The following is an 18,846-nucleotide window of genomic DNA, read 5'->3' on the forward strand; positions in this document are numbered from 1 at the left end:
ACGTCCCTGTGACACCGAACGTGCCACTTACCGCTAAATCTTTTCGAACAATGCCATGGCTTCGACATGCGCGGTCTGCGCGAACATGTCGAGAATCCCGGCACGGCGCAGCCGGTATCCCTGCTGCGCCAGCTCCGCAGCGTCGCGCGCCAGGGTGGTCGGGTTGCAGGAGACGTAGACCAGACGCTGAGCGCCCAATGCACTCATCCCACGCACCGCCTCCAGCGCGCCATCACGCGGCGGATCGAGCAGCACAGCGGCAAAACCGCCACGCGCCCAGGTTTCATTGGCCAGCGGGTTGGACAGGTCGGCACGGAAAAAGTGCGCATTGTCCAGCCCGTTGCTCCGTGCGTTGGCCGCAGCCCGCGCGACCATCGCCTCGACACCTTCCACGGCCACCACTTCGGCCGCCTGACGCGCCAGCGGCAGGGCGAAATTGCCCAGGCCGCAGAACAGGTCCAGCACCCGCTCGCCGGGTTGCACTGTCAACCAGTCTAGCGCCTGAGCGACCATGGCCTCGTTGACCGGACCGTTGACCTGCACGAAATCGCCCGGGCGATAGGCCAGCCGCAGTTGCCAGCGCGTCAATTCGAACCCCAGCTCGGCCGCCGGATCGTCAGGCTGCGGCTGCCCCTCGCCCTGCAGCCAGAGCTGCGCGCGATGCTCGCCGCAGAAGGCGCGCAGACGGCTCAGGTCGGCCTCGAGTAGCTGCGCGGTATGGCGCAGCAGCACGGCTTCGGCGGTGCCGCTGAACAGCTCCACATGCCCAACCGCCTGCGGTTTTTCCAGGCTGCGCAACAGCGCCGGCAATGCCCTGAAAATCGGCTGCAAGGGCTGTACCAGTACCGGACAGTCGTCGATGGCGACGATGTCCTGGCTGGCTTCGGCGCGGAAACCGACCTGCAACTGACGCGCCTTGGCATCCCAGCGCACGGCAACGCGCGCGCGGCGGCGGTAGCCGAACTCGGGACCGACCAGGGGCGCCGCCCATTCATCCGGCTGCACGCCACCCAAACGTGACAACTGCTCGGTGAGCGTGCGCTGTTTCAGGGCGAGCTGATCGGCATGCGGCATGTGCTGCAGGTTGCAACCGCCGCAGCGCTCGGCATGAATGCAGGCCGCCTCGCGACGCTCGCTGCTGGCGACGATGATGCGTTCGGCGCGCGCCTCGACGGTCTGGCTGCGGGCGCCGAGCACCCGCGCCTCGACCTGCTCGCCAGCCAGGGCGCCGCTGACGAACCAGGTGCGCCCGCCTTCGAAGGCGATGCCGCGACCGTCACCGGCCAGGCGCTCGATGGCGAGTTTCTGCTTCTTGCCGACCGGGACCTGCGCCGCGCGACTGCCGCCGCTGGGCTGAAAGCGCAGGTTGGAGCTGCGTCTGGCCATCAGTGCGCCGGTTCTTGGTAAACGCCGGTGGACAGGTAGCGGTCGCCGCGATCGCAGATGATCGCTACCAGCACCGCGTTCTCCACCTGCTGCGACAGGCGCAGCATGCCGGCCACCGAGCCGCCGGAAGACACGCCGCAGAAGATGCCCTCTTCCCGCGCCAGACGCCGCATGACGTGCTCGGCCTCGGCCTGGCCCATGTCCATCACCTGGTCGACCCGTTCGGCCTGATAGATCTTCGGCAGGTATTCCTGCGGCCAGCGACGGATGCCGGGGATGGCTGAGCCTTCCTGCGGCTGCAGGCCGACGATCTGGATCGCCGGGTTCTGCTCCTTGAGGTAGCGCGAGGTGCCCATGATGGTGCCGGTGGTGCCCATGGAGCTGATGAAGTGAGTGATGGTCCCGCCGGTCTGGCGCCAGATTTCCGGGCCGGTGCCGCTGTAGTGCGCCTCGGGGTTGTCGCCATTGGCGAACTGGTCGAGCACCTTGCCGCGACCTTCGGCCTGCAGTCGCTCGGCCAGGTCACGGGCGCCTTCCATACCCTCCTCCTTGCTGACCAGAATCAGCTCGGCGCCGTAGGCAGTCATCGCCCACTTGCGCTCGGCGGTGGAGTTGTCCGGCATGATCAGGATCATCTTGTAGCCCTTGATCGCCGCCGCCATCGCCAGGGCGATGCCGGTATTGCCGCTGGTGGCTTCGATCAGCGTATCGCCAGGCTGAATGTCGCCGCGCAATTCGGCGCGGGTGATCATCGACAGCGCCGGGCGGTCCTTGACCGAACCGGCCGGGTTGTTGCCTTCCAGCTTGACCAGCAGGGTGTTGCTGGTATCACCGCCCAGGCGTTGCAGACGTACCAGGGGGGTATTGCCGACGCAGTCGGCAATGGTGGGGAATTGCAGGGTCATGGGTCGCTCGAATCCAGACTGACGCGAAGGGGCGTCATGATACGCCGAACCCGCGAGCGCAGCATCCCGCGAACGTAACGCGGCGCTGCGCGGCAGGCTCAGGTCGCCGGCAGCTGGATATGCACGCGCAGCCCGGGCTCACCGTTGTGCGCCCATACGCGGCCGCCCTGCGTCTGCACCATGCTGCGGGCGATGGCCAGACCCAGGCCGAAACCGTCGCCACCGGGCCGCGCGGCACTGAGGCGGGTGAAGGGGCGGAAGATGGTCTCCAACTCGCCCTCGGCGACCCCCGTCCCCTGATCCTCGATCCACAACACCCATTGTTCTCCCTGACGCCGGCCAGCCAGGCACACCACGCCGCCGTCCGGCGAGTGGCGAATGGCATTGCGCAGGATGTTCTCCAGCGCCTGCGCCAGGCCGTTGAGGTTGCCCCGCACTCGACAGTCCGCGGGCAGGTCGCAGGGCATGCGTTCGACCGGCCAGCCGGTTTCGAACGAGGCGTTCTCGCGCAATACGTCCCAGAGCCGGACGACGTCCACCTCTTCCAGCGGCAGGCTGGGTCGTTCAGTGTCCAGCCAGACCAGTTCCAGCGCATCGCCGACCAGCTTTTCCATGGCCTGGATCTCCCGTCCCAGGCGCTGACGCAGGGCGTCGATGTCCTGCTCGCTCTCGCCGGCGACGCGCAGGCGCGCCAGCGGCGTGCGCAGCTCGTGGGACAGGTCGCGCAGCAGTTGGCGCTGGAACGCCACGGTACGCTCAAGACGCTCGGCCATGTGGTCGAAGGTGCGCGCCAGCTCGCCCAGTTCGTCCTGGCGCCCTGTCACCTGCGGCCCGAGCCGGGCGGACAGGTCGCCGGCGCTGAGTGCTGCGGCCTGCCGCCGGAGGATGGACAGCGGCGCGATCAGCAAGCGGTACAGCAGCAGTGCCACAACGACCGCCAGAATCGCCGGCAGCACGCGCTGCAGCAGCAGCGAGATCAGCGCGTTGTACTGGCGCGGATCCAGGCGCTGCGGCAGCTCCAGCACCAACCGGGCCTCGCTTTGCGTGAAGGGAATGTAGAAGGTCGGCGTGCCACCCGGCCGCCCCACGGGGAAATCCAGCCGGCGAACGAAATCCAGGCGCTGCGCCTGCTCGGCGGTCAGCGGCTGCGAGGACAGCGAATCCTTGTGCGCATCGACCACCACGGCCCAGATCCGCTCGCGCTCCTGCAGGCGCTGCAAGAAGGCATCGACGCCTGGCGTGCCCCGCTCCTGCCAGCTCGCTTCCGCCTCGCGGGCATAGCCCTTGAGCGTCTGCCGGGTGGATTCGGGCAGATACGAGGTGGCCTCGAGCAACAGCCGGCCAACATCCGCGTAGAGGCTGACCAGCAGCAGGCAGAACAGGGCCAGTGCGCCGGCCAGGCGCCAGAGCAGCGAGTGCCTTGCCGGTAGGCTCATGTGCCGGCCTTTACCAGGACGTAGCCCTTGCCCCAGACGGTGTCGACGCGCGCAGCCTCGTAACCGACGGCCTGCAGCTTGCGGCGGATATGGCTGACATGCATGTCCAGACTGCGGTCGTGCTGGGCGTAGGCGCGGCGTAGCGCCTGCTGATAGAGGAAGGGCTTGCTCAGGGCCTCGTCCGGGTGCCGCCAGAGCAGCTCCAGCACGCGGTATTCGCTAGGGGTCAGGCCAACCCAGTGGCCGCAGAAGGCGACATCGCTGCGCCCTTCGTCGAACTGCAGATCACTGCCGGCCGTACTCGGTTGCGGTTCGCGGCGCTCATAGGCGACGCGGCGCAGGATGGCCTCGACCCGCACGCTCAACTCGCCCAGGCTGAAGGGTTTCGGCAGGTAGTCATCGGCCCCCTGGCTGAACCCGGCGATGCGGTTCTGCTCGTCGCCGAGGGCCGACATCAGCAACACCGGTACGCTGCGCTGCCGGCGCAGACGCTGCAATGCCTCGAGACCATTGGTCCCCGGCAGCATGATATCCATCAGGATCAGGTCGAAGTCCTCGCTTTCGGCCAGCTGCAGGCCTTCACTGCCGTCATGGCTGAGCGTCACGTCGAAACCGCAGCCCTGCAGATGGGACTGCAGGTGGCCGGCAAGCAACGGATCGTCCTCGACGGCGAGGATTCGAGCCGAGGCGGGAAAGGAGGTCATCATGCGAAGAACCGAACGGGCAGAATGAGAACAATTCTACCTACTAAACGACAATCGCTCACCTACAGATTCCCGCGCGCCGAATCGCTACACTGCCCAGATGTTCTGAAGGAGGAAGGTCGTGTTCAAGGATCTAGGCATCAAGGGCCGCGTACTGCTGCTCACCCTGCTGCCCACCAGCCTGCTGGCGCTGGTGCTCGGTGGCTACTTCACCTGGGTGCAGCTCTCCGGCCTGCAGACCCAGCTGCTGCAACGTGGCGAGATGCTGGTCGAACACCTGGCGCCCCTGGCAGCACCGGCGCTGGAACAGAAGGACGTGAAAAAACTCGAACGCATCGCCCAGCAGGCGCTGGAACATCCAGACGTTCGCGCCGCGGGTTTTCTCTCCCCCGAGCGCGCATCGCTGGCGCATGCCGGGCCGAGCATGCTCAATCCCTCACCCGGCGGGCAGCCGGGCGTCAGTCTGCTCAGCGGCCAGGATGCCACGCGCTTTCTGCTGCCGGTCTACGATCAGCACTTGGTGCTCAGCGACAACATCGACGAGGAGCGCAAGCTGGATCTGCTCGGCTGGGTCGAACTGGAACTGTCGCACCAGGGCACGCTACTGACCGGCTATCGCAGCCTGTTCGCCAGCCTGCTGCTGATCGCTGGCGGCCTTGCCGTTACCGCCCTGCTCGCCCTGCGCATGGGCCGCAGCATCAACGAGCCGCTGCGTGCGATCAAGGCCGGCGTGGCGCAGCTCAAGGACGGCCACCTGGAAACCCGCCTGCCACCGCTGGGCAGCGTTGAGCTGGACGAACTGGCCGCGGGCATCAACCGCATGGCCGAGGCCCTGCAGAACGCCCAGGAGGAATTGCAGCACAGCATCGAGCAGGCCACCGAGGACGTGCGGCAGAACCTGGAGACCATCGAGATCCAGAACATCGAACTGGACTTCGCGCGCAAGGAGGCCCTGGAGGCCAGCCGCATCAAGTCAGAGTTCCTGGCCAACATGAGCCACGAGATCCGCACCCCGCTCAACGGCATTCTCGGTTTCACCAACCTGCTGCAGAAGAGCGAGCTCAGCCCACGCCAGCAGGATTACCTGTCGACCATCGAAAAGTCCGCCGACAGCCTGCTCGGCATCATCAACGAGGTGCTCGACTTCTCCAAGATCGAGGCCGGCAAGCTGGTGCTCGAATCCATCCCCTTCAACCTGCGTGACCTGCTGCAGGACACCCTGACGATCCTCGCCCCAGCGGCCCACGAAAAACAGCTGGAGCTGGTCAGCCTGATCTATCGCGACACGCCACTGGCCCTGCGCGGCGACCCGCTGCGCCTGAAACAGGTGCTGACCAACCTGGTGAGCAACGCGATCAAGTTCACCCGCGAGGGCACCATCGTCATGCGCGCCATGGTCGAGGACGAGAGCGCCGACAGTGCGCAGCTGCGCATCAGCGTGATGGACACCGGCATCGGCCTGTCCGACGAAGACCTGCGCGCACTGTTCCAGGCCTTCAGCCAGGCTGACAACTCGCTCAGCCGCCAGGCCGGTGGCACCGGCCTCGGCCTGGTGATTTCCAAGCGCCTGATCGAGCAGATGGGCGGCGAGATCGGCGTCGACAGCACGCCCGGCGAAGGCTCGGAATTCTGGATCACCCTGACCCTGCCCAAGGCCCGCGACGACGCCGAGGACCTGCCGCGCGCCGCCCTGCAGGGCCGCCGCGTCGCGGTGCTGGAGAGCCACGAGCTGGCGCGCCAGGCGCTGGTCCATCAACTCGAAGACTGTGGTCTGGAGGTGGAGAGCTTCACCGCCCCCGGCCAGCTCTTCGAGGCCGTGACCGAACGCCAGCACGGTGAACGGCCGCTGAGCCTGGCCGTGCTGGGCATCACCGCCAGCCAGCTACCGCCCGACGCCCTCGGCCAGCGCATCTGGGAGCTCGACCGGCTCGGCTGCAAGGCACTGGTGCTGTGCCCGACCACCGAACTGGGGCTGTTCCACGAATCGCTGCCCGATGCCTACACCCAGCTGCAGGCCAAGCCGCCTTGCACGCGCAAGCTGCACAAGGCGCTGGTGGAAATGGTCAGCCCGCAGCGCCCGGTCAGCGAACCGGTCGCCATCAGCGAAACGCGCCGGCCGCAGATCCTCTGCGTCGACGACAACCCGGCCAACCTGTTGCTGGTGCAGACCCTGCTCGAGGACCTCGGCGCTCAGGTGAAAGCGGTGGACAGCGGCTACGCCGCGCTGGAAGCCGTCCAGCAGGGCAGCTTCGACCTGGTGTTCATGGACGTGCAGATGCCCGGCATGGACGGCCGCGAAACCACCGAAAGAATCCGCCAATGGGAAAGCGAGGAAGGCCGCAGCGCCACGCCGATCATCGCCCTGACCGCCCACGCCCTGGCCAACGAGAAACGCGCCCTGCTGCAAAGCGGCATGGATGACTACCTGACCAAGCCGATCAACGAACGCCAACTGGCCCAGGTGGTGCTCAAATGGACCGGCCTGAACCTGCGCAACCAGCCGAATCACAAGATCGCCGCGGCTGCACCAACCCAGTTGCAGCCCAAGGTGCTCGACGCCGAAGAGGGCCTGCGCCTGGCCGCCGGCAAGGCCGATCTGGCCGCCGACATGCTCAGCATGCTGCTGGCCGGCCTGCCGGGTGATCGCCAGGCCATCCGCCAGGCGCGCGATGCCGGCGAACGCACGGCGCTGATCGAGCGGGTTCATCGGTTGCATGGCGCCACCCGCTACTGCGGCGTGCCGCAGCTGCGCGCCGCCTGTCAGCGCAGCGAAACGCTGCTCAAGCAGGATGACCCCGAGGCGCAACGCGCCCTGGACGAGCTGGACGATGCCATCGCGCGCCTGACCGAAGCAGCGGCGCAGAGCGCCTGAGGAAGCGTCATGCGAATCTGCCTGTTCAGCAGCAAACCTTACGATCACCAGTCGTTCCTCGCAGCCCACAGGCCATCGCACTGGCATCTGCAATTCCACGAGACGCGCCTGACCCACGACAGCGCCGCGTTGGCCGACGGCTGCGAGGTGGTCTGCGCCTTCATCAATGATGATCTGTCGGCGCCGGTGCTGGAGCGCCTGGCCGCTGGCGGCACGCGCCTGGTCGCCCTGCGCTCGGCCGGCTACAACCATGTCGACCTGGTCACCGCGCAACGCCTCGGCCTACCGGTGGTACGGGTACCAGCCTATTCGCCACATGCGGTGGCCGAGCATGCGGCGGCTCTGGTACTGGCGCTGAACCGGCGCATCCACCGCGCGTTCAACCGCACCCGCGAAGGCGATTTTTCCCTGCACGGGCTGACCGGCTTCGACCTGCACGGCAAGACCGTCGGCATCATCGGCGGCGGCAAGATCGGTCAGGTATTCGCCCGCATCATGCAGGGCTTCGGTTGCCAGGTGCTGATCCACGACCCATTCCCGCTCGCCGGGCTCGATGCCATAGGCGCACGCCAGGCGCCGCTGGACGAGGTGATCGGCCAGAGCGATATCCTCAGCCTGCACTGCCCACTGACCGAGGCCAGCTACCACCTGATCGATGCCACCCGCCTGGCACAGATGAAGCGCGGCGTCATGCTGATCAATACGGGCCGCGGCGCCCTGATCGACACCCCAGCGCTGATCGGCGCGCTGAAAAGCGGCCAGCTCGGCTACCTGGGTCTGGACGTGTATGAAGAGGAATCGGAACTGTTTTTCGAAGATCACTCCGACCTGCCGCTGCAGGACGATACCCTGGCCCGCCTGCTGACCTTTCCCAATGTCATCGTCACCGCGCACCAGGCCTTCCTCACCCACGAAGCGCTGGCCGCCATCGCCCAGACCACGCTGGACAACATCGCCGCCTGGCTCGCCGGCCGGCCGAGCAATGAGGTCAGGGCTGGCGCGTGATAGCATGCCGGCTGATCCGGAGGACCCATGGCCGAACACGATTTCCGTTATTCCCTGCTCAACCCGCAACACACCCTCACCGAATGCCGCGCCCTGGCGCCGGGCCGCTACCAGGTCACCGGCAACGGCGGCTCGATCCAGGCGGGCGACACGCTGCTGGTCACCCTCAAGGGCAGCCGCGACCTGCACATGCGCCTGGATGTGGAGAAGGTCCGCCATCTGATCAATCCGCCCGGCCAATGGCTGGCGGTGTGCAAGGGCCCGCAGTTCAAGGAGCTGGCCATTCACAACTGGCAGGTCAACTGCGACAGCTGCGGCAAGCAGCTGGACTTCGAATTCGCCGTCGATGCGTCCCTCGGCAAGGCAGCGCAAGCCCCGGCCGCCGAGGCCCGCATCGCCGAACTGGGCTGGCGCAACGACGCCGGCCGGCATCTGTGTCGCACCTGCCAGGAGGCCTGACACCATGAACCGCACCCTGCCCTTCGCCCTGCTCGCCGCCACCCTGGCCGGCTGCGCCACTGATGCACCGCAGCTGGAAACCGAGCGCAGCTACCGCGTGGAATGGATCGGCGAACGTCCGCTGATCGACCGCAGCCACCTGACCATCACCTTCGCCGCTGACGGCCGCGCCCATGGCCATGCCGGCTGCAACCACTGGTTCGCCGGCTATACGCTCAAGGGCGACGCGCTCAGCTTCGAGCCCGCCGGTAGCACCCGCAAGATGTGCGCCCCGGCGCTGATGGAACAGGAGCAGCGCTTCCTCGCCGCGCTCGGCGAAGTCAAGCGCTGGGATTTCAACGGCATCGGCCAGCTGCAGCTGTGGCCCGCCGGCAGCAAGCCGATTCGCCTCTGGGCGGAGTGACACGAGGCTCGCCCTGCAGGACGCACACTGCTCCTGCAGGAGCGGCTTCAGCCGCGATAAAACCCCGCGGCTAAAGCGCCCAGCACATTCAACACAGGCAACCCTACGTAGCCCGGATGCAGTCCGGGTCCCGGCTCAAGAACACCCCGGACTTCATCCGGGCTACGCACTGTTCCTGTGGGAGCGGCTTCAGCCGCGATAAACCCTCGCCGCTAAAGCGCCCAGCACATTCAATACACGCACCCTCCGTAGCCCGGATGCAATCCGGGACCAGGCTCAAGAACACCACGGATTTCATCCGGGCTACGCACTGTTCCTGTGGGAGGGGCTTCAGCCGCGATAAACCTCGCGGCTAAAACCTCTGGCACATTCAACACACGCACCCTACGTAGCCCGGATGCAATCCGGGTCCAGGCTCAAGAACACCACGGATTTCATCCGGGCTACGCGAACAGCTCCAGCTGCTCCTGCCGGCCGCGCAGATCGTGCAGCCTGACCCCGACGCCGAGCAGGCGCACCGGCTTGTCGCCACGGGCATGGGCGCTGGTCAGCAACTGCCGATAGCTTTCCAGATCGCGACTGGCCCCCGCCTGCTCCAGGGTGGTCTGGGTGAAGTCGTGAAACTTGACCTTGACGAAGGGCTTGTCCGGCCGGTAGCTGGAATCCAGGCGCTGCAGGCGGCCGTTCATTTCCTTGAGCAGTGCCGGCAGCTTCGCCAGGCAGGCCTGCAGATCCGGCAGGTCCTGCTCGTAGGTGTGCTCCACGCTCAGCGACTGGCGGCGGCTATCCACCTTCACTTCACGTTCGTCGATGCCGTGGGCCAGGCGCCACAGGCGCTCACCGAAACTGCCGAACTCGCGCACCAGCGCCAGCTTGTTCCAGTCGCGCAGATCCAGGCAGGTGCGAATCCCTAAGCGCGTCAGCTTGTCCGCCGTGACCTTGCCAACCCCGTGCAGCTTGTTCACCGGCAGCTCGGCCACGAAGTCATCGACCTGATCCGGCGTGATGACGAACAGCCCATTGGGCTTGCGCCAGTCGCTGGCGATCTTGGCCAGGAACTTGTTCGGCGCCACCCCGGCCGACACCGTGATGTGCAACTCCTGCGCCACGCGGCGGCGAATCTCCTGGGCGATACGCGTGGCGCTGCCGGCAAAATGCGGCGAGTCGCTGACGTCCAGATAGGCCTCATCCAGCGACAGCGGCTCGATCAGGTCGGTGAACTGACGAAAGATGCCGTGGATTTCCCGCGACACCGAGCGGTACACCTCGAAGCGCGGCTTGACGATCAGCAGATCCGGACACAGCTTCAAGGCATGCCGCGACGACATCGCCGAGCGCACGCCGTAGGCACGCGCCTCGTAATTGCAGGTGGCGATCACCCCGCGACGGTCCGCCGAACCGCCAACGGCCAGCGGACGATTGGCCAGGCTCGGGTCGTCACGCATCTCGATGGCGGCGTAGAAGCAGTCGCAGTCCACGTGAATTATCTTGCGCACATCACCCTCGAAAGCCTTGCCCAGCCTGGCCTGGAGCCCAGGAGTCTAACAGCTGTTTAACGCTAAGCACCTGAGTTGAAAACACTTTTCTTGAAAATAGCGGTTGACACCCGATCATCTGGCTGTAGAATGCCGCCCCACAGACGCGGGATGGAGCAGTCTGGTAGCTCGTCGGGCTCATAACCCGAAGGTCGTAGGTTCAAATCCTGCTCCCGCAACCAGCTTCACAAAAAGGCCACTCAATCGAGTGGCCTTTTTGCTTGAGCGAAAATTAATGTTTTCGATCAAAAGCAATAAATCGATTGACAACACTTTAAGCAAGCGTAGAATTGCCGACGCGGGATGGAGCAGTCTGGTAGCTCGTCGGGCTCATAACCCGAAGGTCGTAGGTTCAAATCCTGCTCCCGCAACCACCTTCAGAAAAAGGCCACTCAAGCGAGTGGCCTTTTTCGTTTCCGCTCCTTGGCCAGCACTGGTCAAGCGTATGATCCGCCGCTAGAATTGCGCACTTTTTGATCAGAGGCGCCGCCCAGGTGCCCTTAGAGGTTAGCCCGCATGTCCACCGCCACTCCCAAAGTAGGCTTCGTCTCCCTTGGCTGTCCCAAGGCCACGGTCGACTCCGAACGCATCCTGACCCAGCTGCGCATGGAAGGTTACGAGATCGTGCCGACCTACCAGGATGCCGATGTGGTGGTGGTCAACACCTGTGGTTTCATCGACAGCGCCAAGGCCGAGTCGCTGGACGCCATCGGCGAGGCACTGGCCGAGAACGGCAAGGTGATCGTCACCGGCTGCATGGGCGTGGCCGAAGACAGCATCCGCGACGTGCACCCCAGCGTGCTGGCCGTCACCGGCCCGCAGCAGTACGAGCAGGTGGTCAGCGCGGTGCATGAAGTGGTACCACCGAAGACCGAACACAACCCGCTGATCGACCTGGTGCCGCCGCAGGGCATCAAGCTCACCCCGCGCCACTACGCCTACCTGAAGATTTCCGAGGGCTGCAACCATAGCTGCAGCTTCTGCATCATCCCGTCGATGCGCGGCAAGCTGGTCAGCCGCCCGGTGGGCGACGTGCTCAGCGAGGCCGAGCGCCTGGTCAAGGCCGGGGTCAAGGAGCTGCTGGTGATCAGCCAGGACACCAGCGCCTACGGCGTCGACATGAAGTACAAGCTGGACTTCTGGAACGGCCAGCCGGTGAAGACGCGCATGCTCGAGCTGTGCGAGGCGCTGTCGTCGATGGGCGTGTGGGTGCGCCTGCACTACGTCTACCCCTACCCCAACGTCGACGACGTGATCCCGCTGATGGCCGCCGGCAAGCTGCTGCCGTACCTGGACATCCCCTTCCAGCACGCCAGCCCGAAAGTGCTCAAGGCCATGAAGCGTCCGGCCTTCGAGGACAAGACCCTGGCGCGCATCAAGAAGTGGCGCGAGATCTGCCCGGAGCTGACCATCCGCTCCACCTTCATCGTCGGCTTCCCCGGCGAGACCGAAGAGGACTTCCAGTACCTGCTGGACTGGCTGACCGAAGCCCAGCTCGACCGCGTCGGCTGCTTCCAGTACTCGCCGGTCGAAGGCGCTCCGGCCAACGACCTGGGCCTGGAGCCAGTACCGGATGACATCAAGCAGGAACGCTGGGAGCGTTTCATGGCGCATCAGCAGGCCATCAGCGCCGCGCGCCTGCAGGCCAAGATCGGCCTGGAAATGGACGTGCTGGTCGACGAAGTGGATGGCGAAGGTGCCGTGGCCCGCTCCTGGGCCGACGCCCCGGAAATCGACGGCAGCGTGTTCATCGACTCCCCCAACGTCAAGCCGGGCGACAAGGTGCGTGTACGCATCGTCGATGCCGACGAGTACGACATGTGGGGCGAGCTGGTTTAGCACCTAGCTGCCTAAAAAAACCCGCTCGATGCGGTAATGCTGTTTACTTAAGGTTGTACACGCTTCGTTCCCCTCTCCCCAGAGGGGCGAGGGGACTGATTGCGCTCGACCCTTTCTTATGTGAACGGCATTACGCTCGATGCGGGGTTTGTTTTACCTGTTGGCGCGCAGCGGCGCGCCCCAGGGGCGATAACCCAGGGAGAACACGGCTTCGACGTGGCACTGCGGGTAGATGTGCCTGGGTTCGGCCGGCTCGGCGCGAAACGGCTCGCCATCGGCGCTGACCTGACGGAAGGCCTCTCGGATGATGCCCACCTCGCAAGGCAACGCTCGGCCATAGGCGCGGCGCACCACCTTCGGCAGGCTGCCGGTGCCCTCGCCATCCTGCCACCACACCAACAATCCCAGCGATTGCAGTTCATAGAGCCAGGCGGCATAGACATCGGGCGCCAGCTGCGCGCCGGTGTAGGCGCTCAGGTGCAGTGGCGCGTCCAGCTGGGCGGCGAAGTCCTGCAACTGGCGATACAGGGTCCGGCGCCGCTCGGCGGCCTGAAACTGCACATCATCGAGCTCCATCGGCAGGTACCAGCCAGCCACCGGCAATTGCCACTGCTCGCGCAGCACGCGCTGCTGCGCCAGGGAAAGCCCCAACTGGTGCTGCCAGTAAGCCTCCAGCCCGGGGCCGTCGAGCTGAGCATGGCGCTGGTAGTAGGCCGGGTCCATATACAGGCCCAGTACCAGTTGCAGGCCCTGCTCGCGGGCCAGGCGCAGGCTGTTGGCCAGCCAGCCGTCGCGACCGCCGAAGGTCGACTCACCGTGGGCGGTCCATTGCACCACCACCACCTTAACGCCGGCCTTGGCGGTATCACGCCAGATGCTGCGCCAGGTCTGTTGATCGAGACTGCTGTCGACGTTCAGCGGCTGGAAGAACAGGCGCTCCTCGGCCTCTGCCTGCACCACGGCCAGGCTCAGCAGGATGCCTATCAGTAGACGGCGCATCAGAAATTGACCTCCATTCCGAGCAGCCAGCCATTGGCGCGCTCGTACAGATTGCCGCCCAGGCCCAACTGGTACTCGGTGCGCACCGTGACATGGGCAGGAAAGGCGTTATAACGACTGTCGCCATACCACAGTTGCCAGCGTAGACCGATTCCGCCGCGCAGGTCCTGCCGCCAGTCGTTATCCGGGTCCTGCGTGCTGAATTCGCCGAAGCCATAGACCATCAGCGTCTGCGCGCGCTCGCCGTGCAGTTTCCACACATGCCCTTGCTGGAAGCGCGACAGCCACTGATGATCGCCAGCCTTGGTCCACCAGGCGGCATCCAGATACAGCGAGCGTTCGTTCCACTGCTGTTCGTCGACGCGCCAGTCGTTGCGGTACTCGCCCTGATCGAGGAAGGACGCGGTGGCGCGCAGCAGGTAGTCGGTGGAAGTCTGCGCATAGTGCTCGCGGTCACGTACGCGCCGCTCGAACTTCTCCGGCGTCCAGATTTTGCTCCAGCGCTCGCCGTCGAAGCCGCCGTCGGGGTACTCGTTCTGCTTGTAGAGTTCGCCGTAGAGGTTCAGGTTGAGATCGCCAACGGGCTTGTAACGCAGCCCGACGCCGGCGGCGAGGTACTGGTTGTGGAGCTTGCGCCCGGTGGCGCCGGCCAGGGCGCGCCCATAGACGGACAGGCTGCTGCCGTTGCGCGTCGGTTCTTCACCCAGCGCGTGATCCCAGATCGCCATCTGCACGTTCTGCGAAGAGGCGCGCCGAGCGCTGCCGGTGGGCGTCGCCACGGTCGCCACGCCGGCCGGTGACCAGGTGCTGGCGAGGGTGAAGCTGTCACGCCGCGACAGGGTTTCATGGGCGCGGCGCTGACGATAGCGGCGCGCCTCCATGCTGCCGTATTCGTCGTCGGCGGCGACCGGATTCTGCTCCAGGTCGATCACCCGGCGCAGTTCATCGCGTGCCGCAGCGCTGTTCTCCACCTCGTCGTAGCGCCAGGCCAGCGTCTCGCCCAGACGATAGTCTTCGGGGTAGTCACGCGTGGCCCGCTCCAGCCTGGCAATGGATGCGCGTCGCTCCTGCGGCGTGGGTGCTGCGGCCAGGCGCATCGCGTAATCGGCGTTGTAACGCGGATGATCCGGATCGAGGCGCACGGCCTCGGCAAGCCAGTCGCTGCTTTGTCGCGTCTCGCCTGCCGCCTGCGCAGTCGCCGCTGCGCCATAGTAATGGCCTGCCGCAGGCTGTCGGCTCAGCGCCGTGCGCTGGCGCTGCAGGGCCAAGGGCAGATCGTCACGCGCCTGGGCGATGGCCGCTCCGAGCGCCCAGTCATCAGCCGACCGGGCTTCGCTGCTGCGCCAGTAGCGTTCGGCGGCTGCCGAATCGCCCGCCGCCAATGCACTACGGGCGGCGGTCAGACGGGCAATGTGGTCGAGCTGCGAGATCGGCAGTTGGCGCCAGATGCTCCAGGCGCCCGGGGCATCGCCGGCTGCCTCCAGCGCGTAGGCCAACGGCAGGCGACTGGCTTCGTCGCCCTGAGCCAGGGCCGTACGATAGTGCACCACCGCCTCACCGGGCCGCTGCGGCATGGCGCAACGGCCGAGCACTCGCCACTCGCCCGGGGTTCGTGGTGAATCGCCGATGCTCTCGCGCACCCAGGCGCAGTCGCCGGTTTCGGCCAGTCGCCCGAGCAGCGCCACACGGCCTGGCGCGTCCAGATAAGGCACCAGCCCGCGTGCACGCAGCGGATCGAAGGTCGACCCCGTTTCCGTGTAGAGCCCGCCCAGACGCTGCAGCAGAGGCAGCGGGAGGCGCTGGCGATGCTTCTCGAACGCCTCATCCAGCCACTGCAGAGCCTGCTCGCGCCGCCCGGCCTGAAGCGTCAGGAAGCTGGCCTGATCCAGCGCCTGCAGATCCCCCGTACGCCGATAGAGGTCCAGCCACTGGCGCTCGGCCTCCTGGAGCCGCCCGGAGGCCTGCAGCAATTCGGCACGGCGCCGCGACAGCGCCGGCGTCTGCGGCTGACGCGCCAGCCAGGCCAGGGCCAGATCGTCGCGTCCCTGCGCGTGCCAGGCTTCCAGCAAGCGTGCCTGACGCGAGGCTTCCCAGGGCTCGGGGAGCGTCTGACGCGCCAGCAGGTCGGCGGCCCCCAGACGCTGAGCCAGGACCAGCCAGGTCTGCGGGTCCTCGTCTGCGCGACAACTGCGCAACTGCTGCAACGCCGACTCGCGTTCATGGCGGGAAAGCCATTCGGCCGTTTCCAGGCATGGTCGCCCGAGCTGTTCGCTCAACATGCGTACCTGCTGGCTGTTGCCGCCCTGACGAGCCAGTTCCCAGACGCGCGTACGCTCCTGCGTGCCACGGTCCGCTTCGGGCAGGGTATCCAGCCAGCGCTGTGCCATCTCCGGACGCTCCAGCGCCACGGCGCGGTCGAGCATCGCCAGGCGCACGCGCCGTTCCGCAGCGGGCGATGGCGGCCGCTCGAGCAGACGCTGCAGCCCCGCCTCATCGAGCAACTGCACGCGGGCATTGGCCAGGCGCTGCCAGTCGTCGGGCTGGAGGCTGCCCTCGGCCTCCAGCGGGGCCAGCTGCTCCTCGCTGGTCTGCCAGTCACGCAGGCGCTCGGCCCAGTTGGCGCGTGCCAGGCGCATGGCCATGCCGTCACCCCGTACCGGCACCTGATTGAGCCAGTCCAGCGCGCGCTTGGCGCCGCCGAACTTGGCCAGCGTCAGGCTGTAGGCCTGCCACAAACGCACCCGCTGATCGCCTTCGCTCTCTTCCAGCCAGCGCTCCACCATCTCGCGGGTGGGCGGGTCCTGTTCGATCCAGGCCATACGCAGCTCGAACAGCGCCTCGTGGCTATTGTTCAGTTGCGCTGCCAGGGCTTCGGAATCCCGATAACGCCGCTGCTTGGCCAGGGCCTCGACCAGCAGGCTGCGCCCTTCGTCGTTGTTCGGCACGCGCTCGAGCAACTGGCGCATGAGCCGCTCCACTTCCACCCAGTTGTGGCGCTCGGCCTCACGGTAGGCACGATCAAGAAAGGGGTAACTGCGAAACTGCTGGAAACCGCTGAGCGCTTCGGTGGCGAACGCGGTCGGTGCGAACAGGCAGGCCGCCAGGGAAAAACCGAGCAATCGCCTCATGCCATGGCCTCCACCGCGCGATACGACTCGCGCTGTTCCTCGGCCTGCTCGCGCAACGCCTGCTGCAATACGTCCTCGGTGATCACGCCGCGCTGCAGCAGGTGCTGGCCGAGCGAATGCTGCTCAGGATCGAAGTCGATCAGCGCCTGGTTGAACAGCGACGGCGGGAGCAGGCCACGGACCTGCAGCAGGTCGCCGAACAGCACCTGATGCTTGCACACCTCTTCCAGCAATGCCTCGTCCCCCGCGTGACGCTCGAGCACTTCCAGCAATCTGCGCACCTCCTCGCCGGCATGTCGACCGCCATACCAGTAACGCAAGCCGAGCGTTACCCGCCCCTGCTGCGCCAGCTGCCAACGCACCGGCCGCCCCAGCTGACGACTGATGGCACCGACCGATACCTGGCTGAGCAGGCGCTCGCAGGCCAGCACCAGGGTGTCGCCGTCCTCCTCCACCGGCAGCACGGCGTAGCGCAGCGCCAGGCGTCGCGGAAAGGCGCGGACAAGGCGTTCATCGATACGAAAAGGATTGAGCGGCGCCCAGGGCTCGTCCAACTGCTCGGCCAATGCCTGCACCAGTTGCCGACTGTCGAGCAGCCCGTCGAGCAGCAGTTGCCGGCCCAGGCGACGCCGCACCGGGTTGGTCAGCGCGGCGCCCAGTTGCTCTTCACTGATCAGCCCCTGCTCCACCAGACGCTGGCCCAGTGGCGTCTGCTGGTTCTGGCCCAGCGAGGGGAATTCGTGAGTGGTCTTGTCCCAGGCCACTCGCCGCGAGTCGCCCATCGCCAGCACCTGCTTGAGCGCCCGCACATTGGCGAAGAAGTTGACGAAGTTGCTCCACATCATCCTCGGTGCGGACAAGAGCCCCTGGCCGATGCCATAGAAACGGGTGACGAAGTAGGCACGCTGGAACAGGCGATTGAGCAGCAGCACGCCATTGAGCCAGAGCAGCGTGCTGAGCAGCGGGCTGCCGGACAGGATCGACGGGAAGTGCCAGGCATCGGGATTGAACAGGCCGACCAGCCACATGCCGAGCAATACCACCAGCAGCATGTTGACCAGGAAACTCAGCAGGTAGGCCAGGAGGCCGCGGCGATCGCGCCAGAGGAAGTAGTTGAGTGTCTTGCGCGAGCTCCAGCCGAGATTGGTGGTGCCCTGAAAGACGATACCGGTGATCCAGCGCGACTTCTGCCGCACGGCATGCGACCAGGTGCGCGGGAAGTGTTCGCGTACGCAGATCACCTGGGAGAAACGCTTGCTCATGCCCCAGCCGGATTCCTGGGCCAGGGCCAGCTTCGGATCGCTGACCGGGAAACGGGCGAAGATGCACTTCATGCCCTTGGCCTTCAGGCGAAAACCTATGTCGTAGTCCTCGGTCAGGCTCTGCACGTCGAAGGCGATGCCATCGCCGTCTTCCAGCAGTGCGGCGACGGCACGCCGGCTGAAGCAGGTACCGACCCCGGCGCTGGGCACCTGACCGGTGAGCGCCTCGCGCACCACCACGTCCTTGCCATGGTTCTCGGCGAATTCATCGACGTAATGCCCCGCGGTGAAGCCGCTCCACTCCGGCGCGTAGGGATAGACCGGCACCTGGATCAGATCCTTGTTCGGCAGCAGGTAGTTGAACAGGCGCAGTTCCAGCGGGGAAATCACGTCCTCGGCGTCGTGCAGGATGAAACCGGCGAACTCGACGCGCGCCTCGGCCTCGAAACGCAAGATCGCATCGATCACGTTGTTCAGGCAGTCGGCCTTGCTGGTCGGGCCGGGGCGCGCGCACACCACCTTGTGCACGTTGGGGTAATGCAGGCACACCGCGTCGACATCGCGCTGGGTATCGGGATCGTTGGGGTAGGTGCCGACGAAGATCTGATAATTCTCGTAGTCCAGAGTGGAAGCAGCCAGGCGCGCCATCTCGCCCACCACACCGACCTCCTGCCAGGCCGGCACCATGATCGCCAGCGGTTTTTCCGGCGTGCCGTAGAGCAGTTTCTCGTCGGCGCGCTTGCGCCCGGAATAGATGCGAAAGCGACGGATCAGCACACGCCCCCAATAGACCAGGTCGATGAACAGATCATCCAGGCCCAGCAGGAGCATCAGCGCGGCCAGGGCGATGGCCACGAATTTCAGGGCATAGAGTACGTAGGCCAGCAGATCGACCAGTTCCAGGCTCATGCGC

General features: G+C 66.0%; 13 protein-coding genes and 2 tRNA genes. 7 read left to right on the forward strand and 8 right to left on the reverse strand.

Annotation, left to right across the window (positions count from 1 at the left end):
- Window positions 1-33 precede the first annotated feature (33 nt).
- From rlmD to BLS61_RS00380, 4 genes are all read right to left on the reverse strand, one after another.
- Window positions 34-1,386 carry a 23S rRNA (uracil(1939)-C(5))-methyltransferase RlmD gene (gene rlmD, locus BLS61_RS00365; protein ID WP_090425821.1) on the reverse strand — a complete coding sequence of 451 codons (1,353 nt, stop codon included), beginning with the start codon at window positions 1,384-1,386 and terminating at the stop codon, window positions 34-36.
- Window positions 1,386-2,291: a cysteine synthase CysM gene (cysM, locus tag BLS61_RS00370; protein ID WP_090425825.1), complete on the reverse strand. Its 906-nt coding sequence runs from the start codon at window positions 2,289-2,291 to the stop codon at window positions 1,386-1,388. The genes rlmD and cysM overlap by 1 nt, the downstream gene beginning before the upstream one ends.
- Window positions 2,292-2,389: 98 nt before the next feature.
- A complete protein-coding gene (locus tag BLS61_RS00375) occupies window positions 2,390-3,727 on the reverse strand; it encodes a sensor histidine kinase (protein WP_090425828.1) in 1,338 nt (445 codons plus the stop codon).
- Window positions 3,724-4,434, reverse strand: a complete 711-nt coding sequence (locus BLS61_RS00380) for a response regulator transcription factor (protein WP_090425831.1) — start codon at window positions 4,432-4,434, stop codon at window positions 3,724-3,726. The genes BLS61_RS00375 and BLS61_RS00380 overlap by 4 nt, the downstream gene beginning before the upstream one ends.
- A gap of 118 nt (window positions 4,435-4,552) precedes the next feature.
- Here BLS61_RS00380 and BLS61_RS00385 point away from each other — a divergent pair, with 118 nt between their 5' ends.
- From BLS61_RS00385 to BLS61_RS00400, 4 genes are read left to right on the forward strand one after another with little or no spacing between them, the layout of a single operon-like run.
- Window positions 4,553-7,303, forward strand: coding sequence for a response regulator (locus BLS61_RS00385; RefSeq protein ID WP_090425835.1), 2,751 nt, complete (start codon window positions 4,553-4,555; stop codon window positions 7,301-7,303).
- Between the two features lie 9 nt (window positions 7,304-7,312).
- Entirely contained in the window at window positions 7,313-8,308 is a 996-nt protein-coding gene (locus BLS61_RS00390) for a 2-hydroxyacid dehydrogenase (RefSeq protein WP_090425838.1), read from the forward strand.
- Window positions 8,309-8,335: 27 nt separating this feature from the next.
- Window positions 8,336-8,767 (forward strand): hypothetical protein, encoded by a 432-nt coding sequence (locus tag BLS61_RS00395; protein WP_090425841.1) that lies wholly within the window; start codon window positions 8,336-8,338, stop codon window positions 8,765-8,767.
- Between the two features lie 4 nt (window positions 8,768-8,771).
- Window positions 8,772-9,170 carry an META domain-containing protein gene (locus BLS61_RS00400; RefSeq protein ID WP_090425844.1) on the forward strand — a complete coding sequence of 133 codons (399 nt, stop codon included), beginning with the start codon at window positions 8,772-8,774 and terminating at the stop codon, window positions 9,168-9,170.
- A 443-nt stretch (window positions 9,171-9,613) separates the two neighbouring features.
- On the opposite strand, the gene dinB is transcribed toward BLS61_RS00400, so the two are convergent.
- Window positions 9,614-10,666: a DNA polymerase IV gene (dinB, locus tag BLS61_RS00410; RefSeq protein WP_090425851.1), complete on the reverse strand. Its 1,053-nt coding sequence runs from the start codon at window positions 10,664-10,666 to the stop codon at window positions 9,614-9,616.
- Window positions 10,667-10,810: 144 nt separating this feature from the next.
- Between dinB and BLS61_RS00415 the strand changes: the two genes are divergently transcribed.
- The 3 genes from BLS61_RS00415 (at window position 10,811) to rimO (ending at window position 12,544) form a co-directional block, all read left to right on the forward strand.
- A tRNA-Met gene (locus BLS61_RS00415) sits at window positions 10,811-10,887 on the forward strand.
- Between the two features lie 115 nt (window positions 10,888-11,002).
- A tRNA-Met gene (locus tag BLS61_RS00420) sits at window positions 11,003-11,079 on the forward strand.
- 142 nt (window positions 11,080-11,221) lie between these two features.
- Window positions 11,222-12,544: a 30S ribosomal protein S12 methylthiotransferase RimO gene (gene rimO / locus BLS61_RS00425; RefSeq protein ID WP_090425854.1), complete on the forward strand. Its 1,323-nt coding sequence runs from the start codon at window positions 11,222-11,224 to the stop codon at window positions 12,542-12,544.
- A gap of 153 nt (window positions 12,545-12,697) precedes the next feature.
- Here the strand turns inward: rimO and BLS61_RS00430 are convergent, their stop codons facing one another.
- The 3 genes from BLS61_RS00430 to nfrB are packed head-to-tail and all read right to left on the reverse strand — an operon-like array spanning window position 12,698 to window position 18,842.
- A complete protein-coding gene (locus tag BLS61_RS00430) occupies window positions 12,698-13,543 on the reverse strand; it encodes a DUF4434 family protein (RefSeq protein WP_090425857.1) in 846 nt (281 codons plus the stop codon).
- Entirely contained in the window at window positions 13,543-16,671 is a 3,129-nt protein-coding gene (locus BLS61_RS00435) for an NfrA family protein (RefSeq protein ID WP_090425860.1), read from the reverse strand. The genes BLS61_RS00430 and BLS61_RS00435 overlap by 1 nt, the downstream gene beginning before the upstream one ends.
- Window positions 16,668-18,842 carry a cyclic di-3',5'-guanylate-activated glycosyltransferase NfrB gene (gene nfrB / locus BLS61_RS00440; protein ID WP_090425863.1) on the reverse strand — a complete coding sequence of 725 codons (2,175 nt, stop codon included), beginning with the start codon at window positions 18,840-18,842 and terminating at the stop codon, window positions 16,668-16,670. The genes BLS61_RS00435 and nfrB overlap by 4 nt, the downstream gene beginning before the upstream one ends.
- Window positions 18,843-18,846 lie beyond the last annotated feature (4 nt).

Source organism: Ectopseudomonas guguanensis (assembly GCF_900104265.1).
GTDB classification, from domain to species: Bacteria; Pseudomonadota; Gammaproteobacteria; order Pseudomonadales; family Pseudomonadaceae; genus Aquipseudomonas; species Aquipseudomonas guguanensis.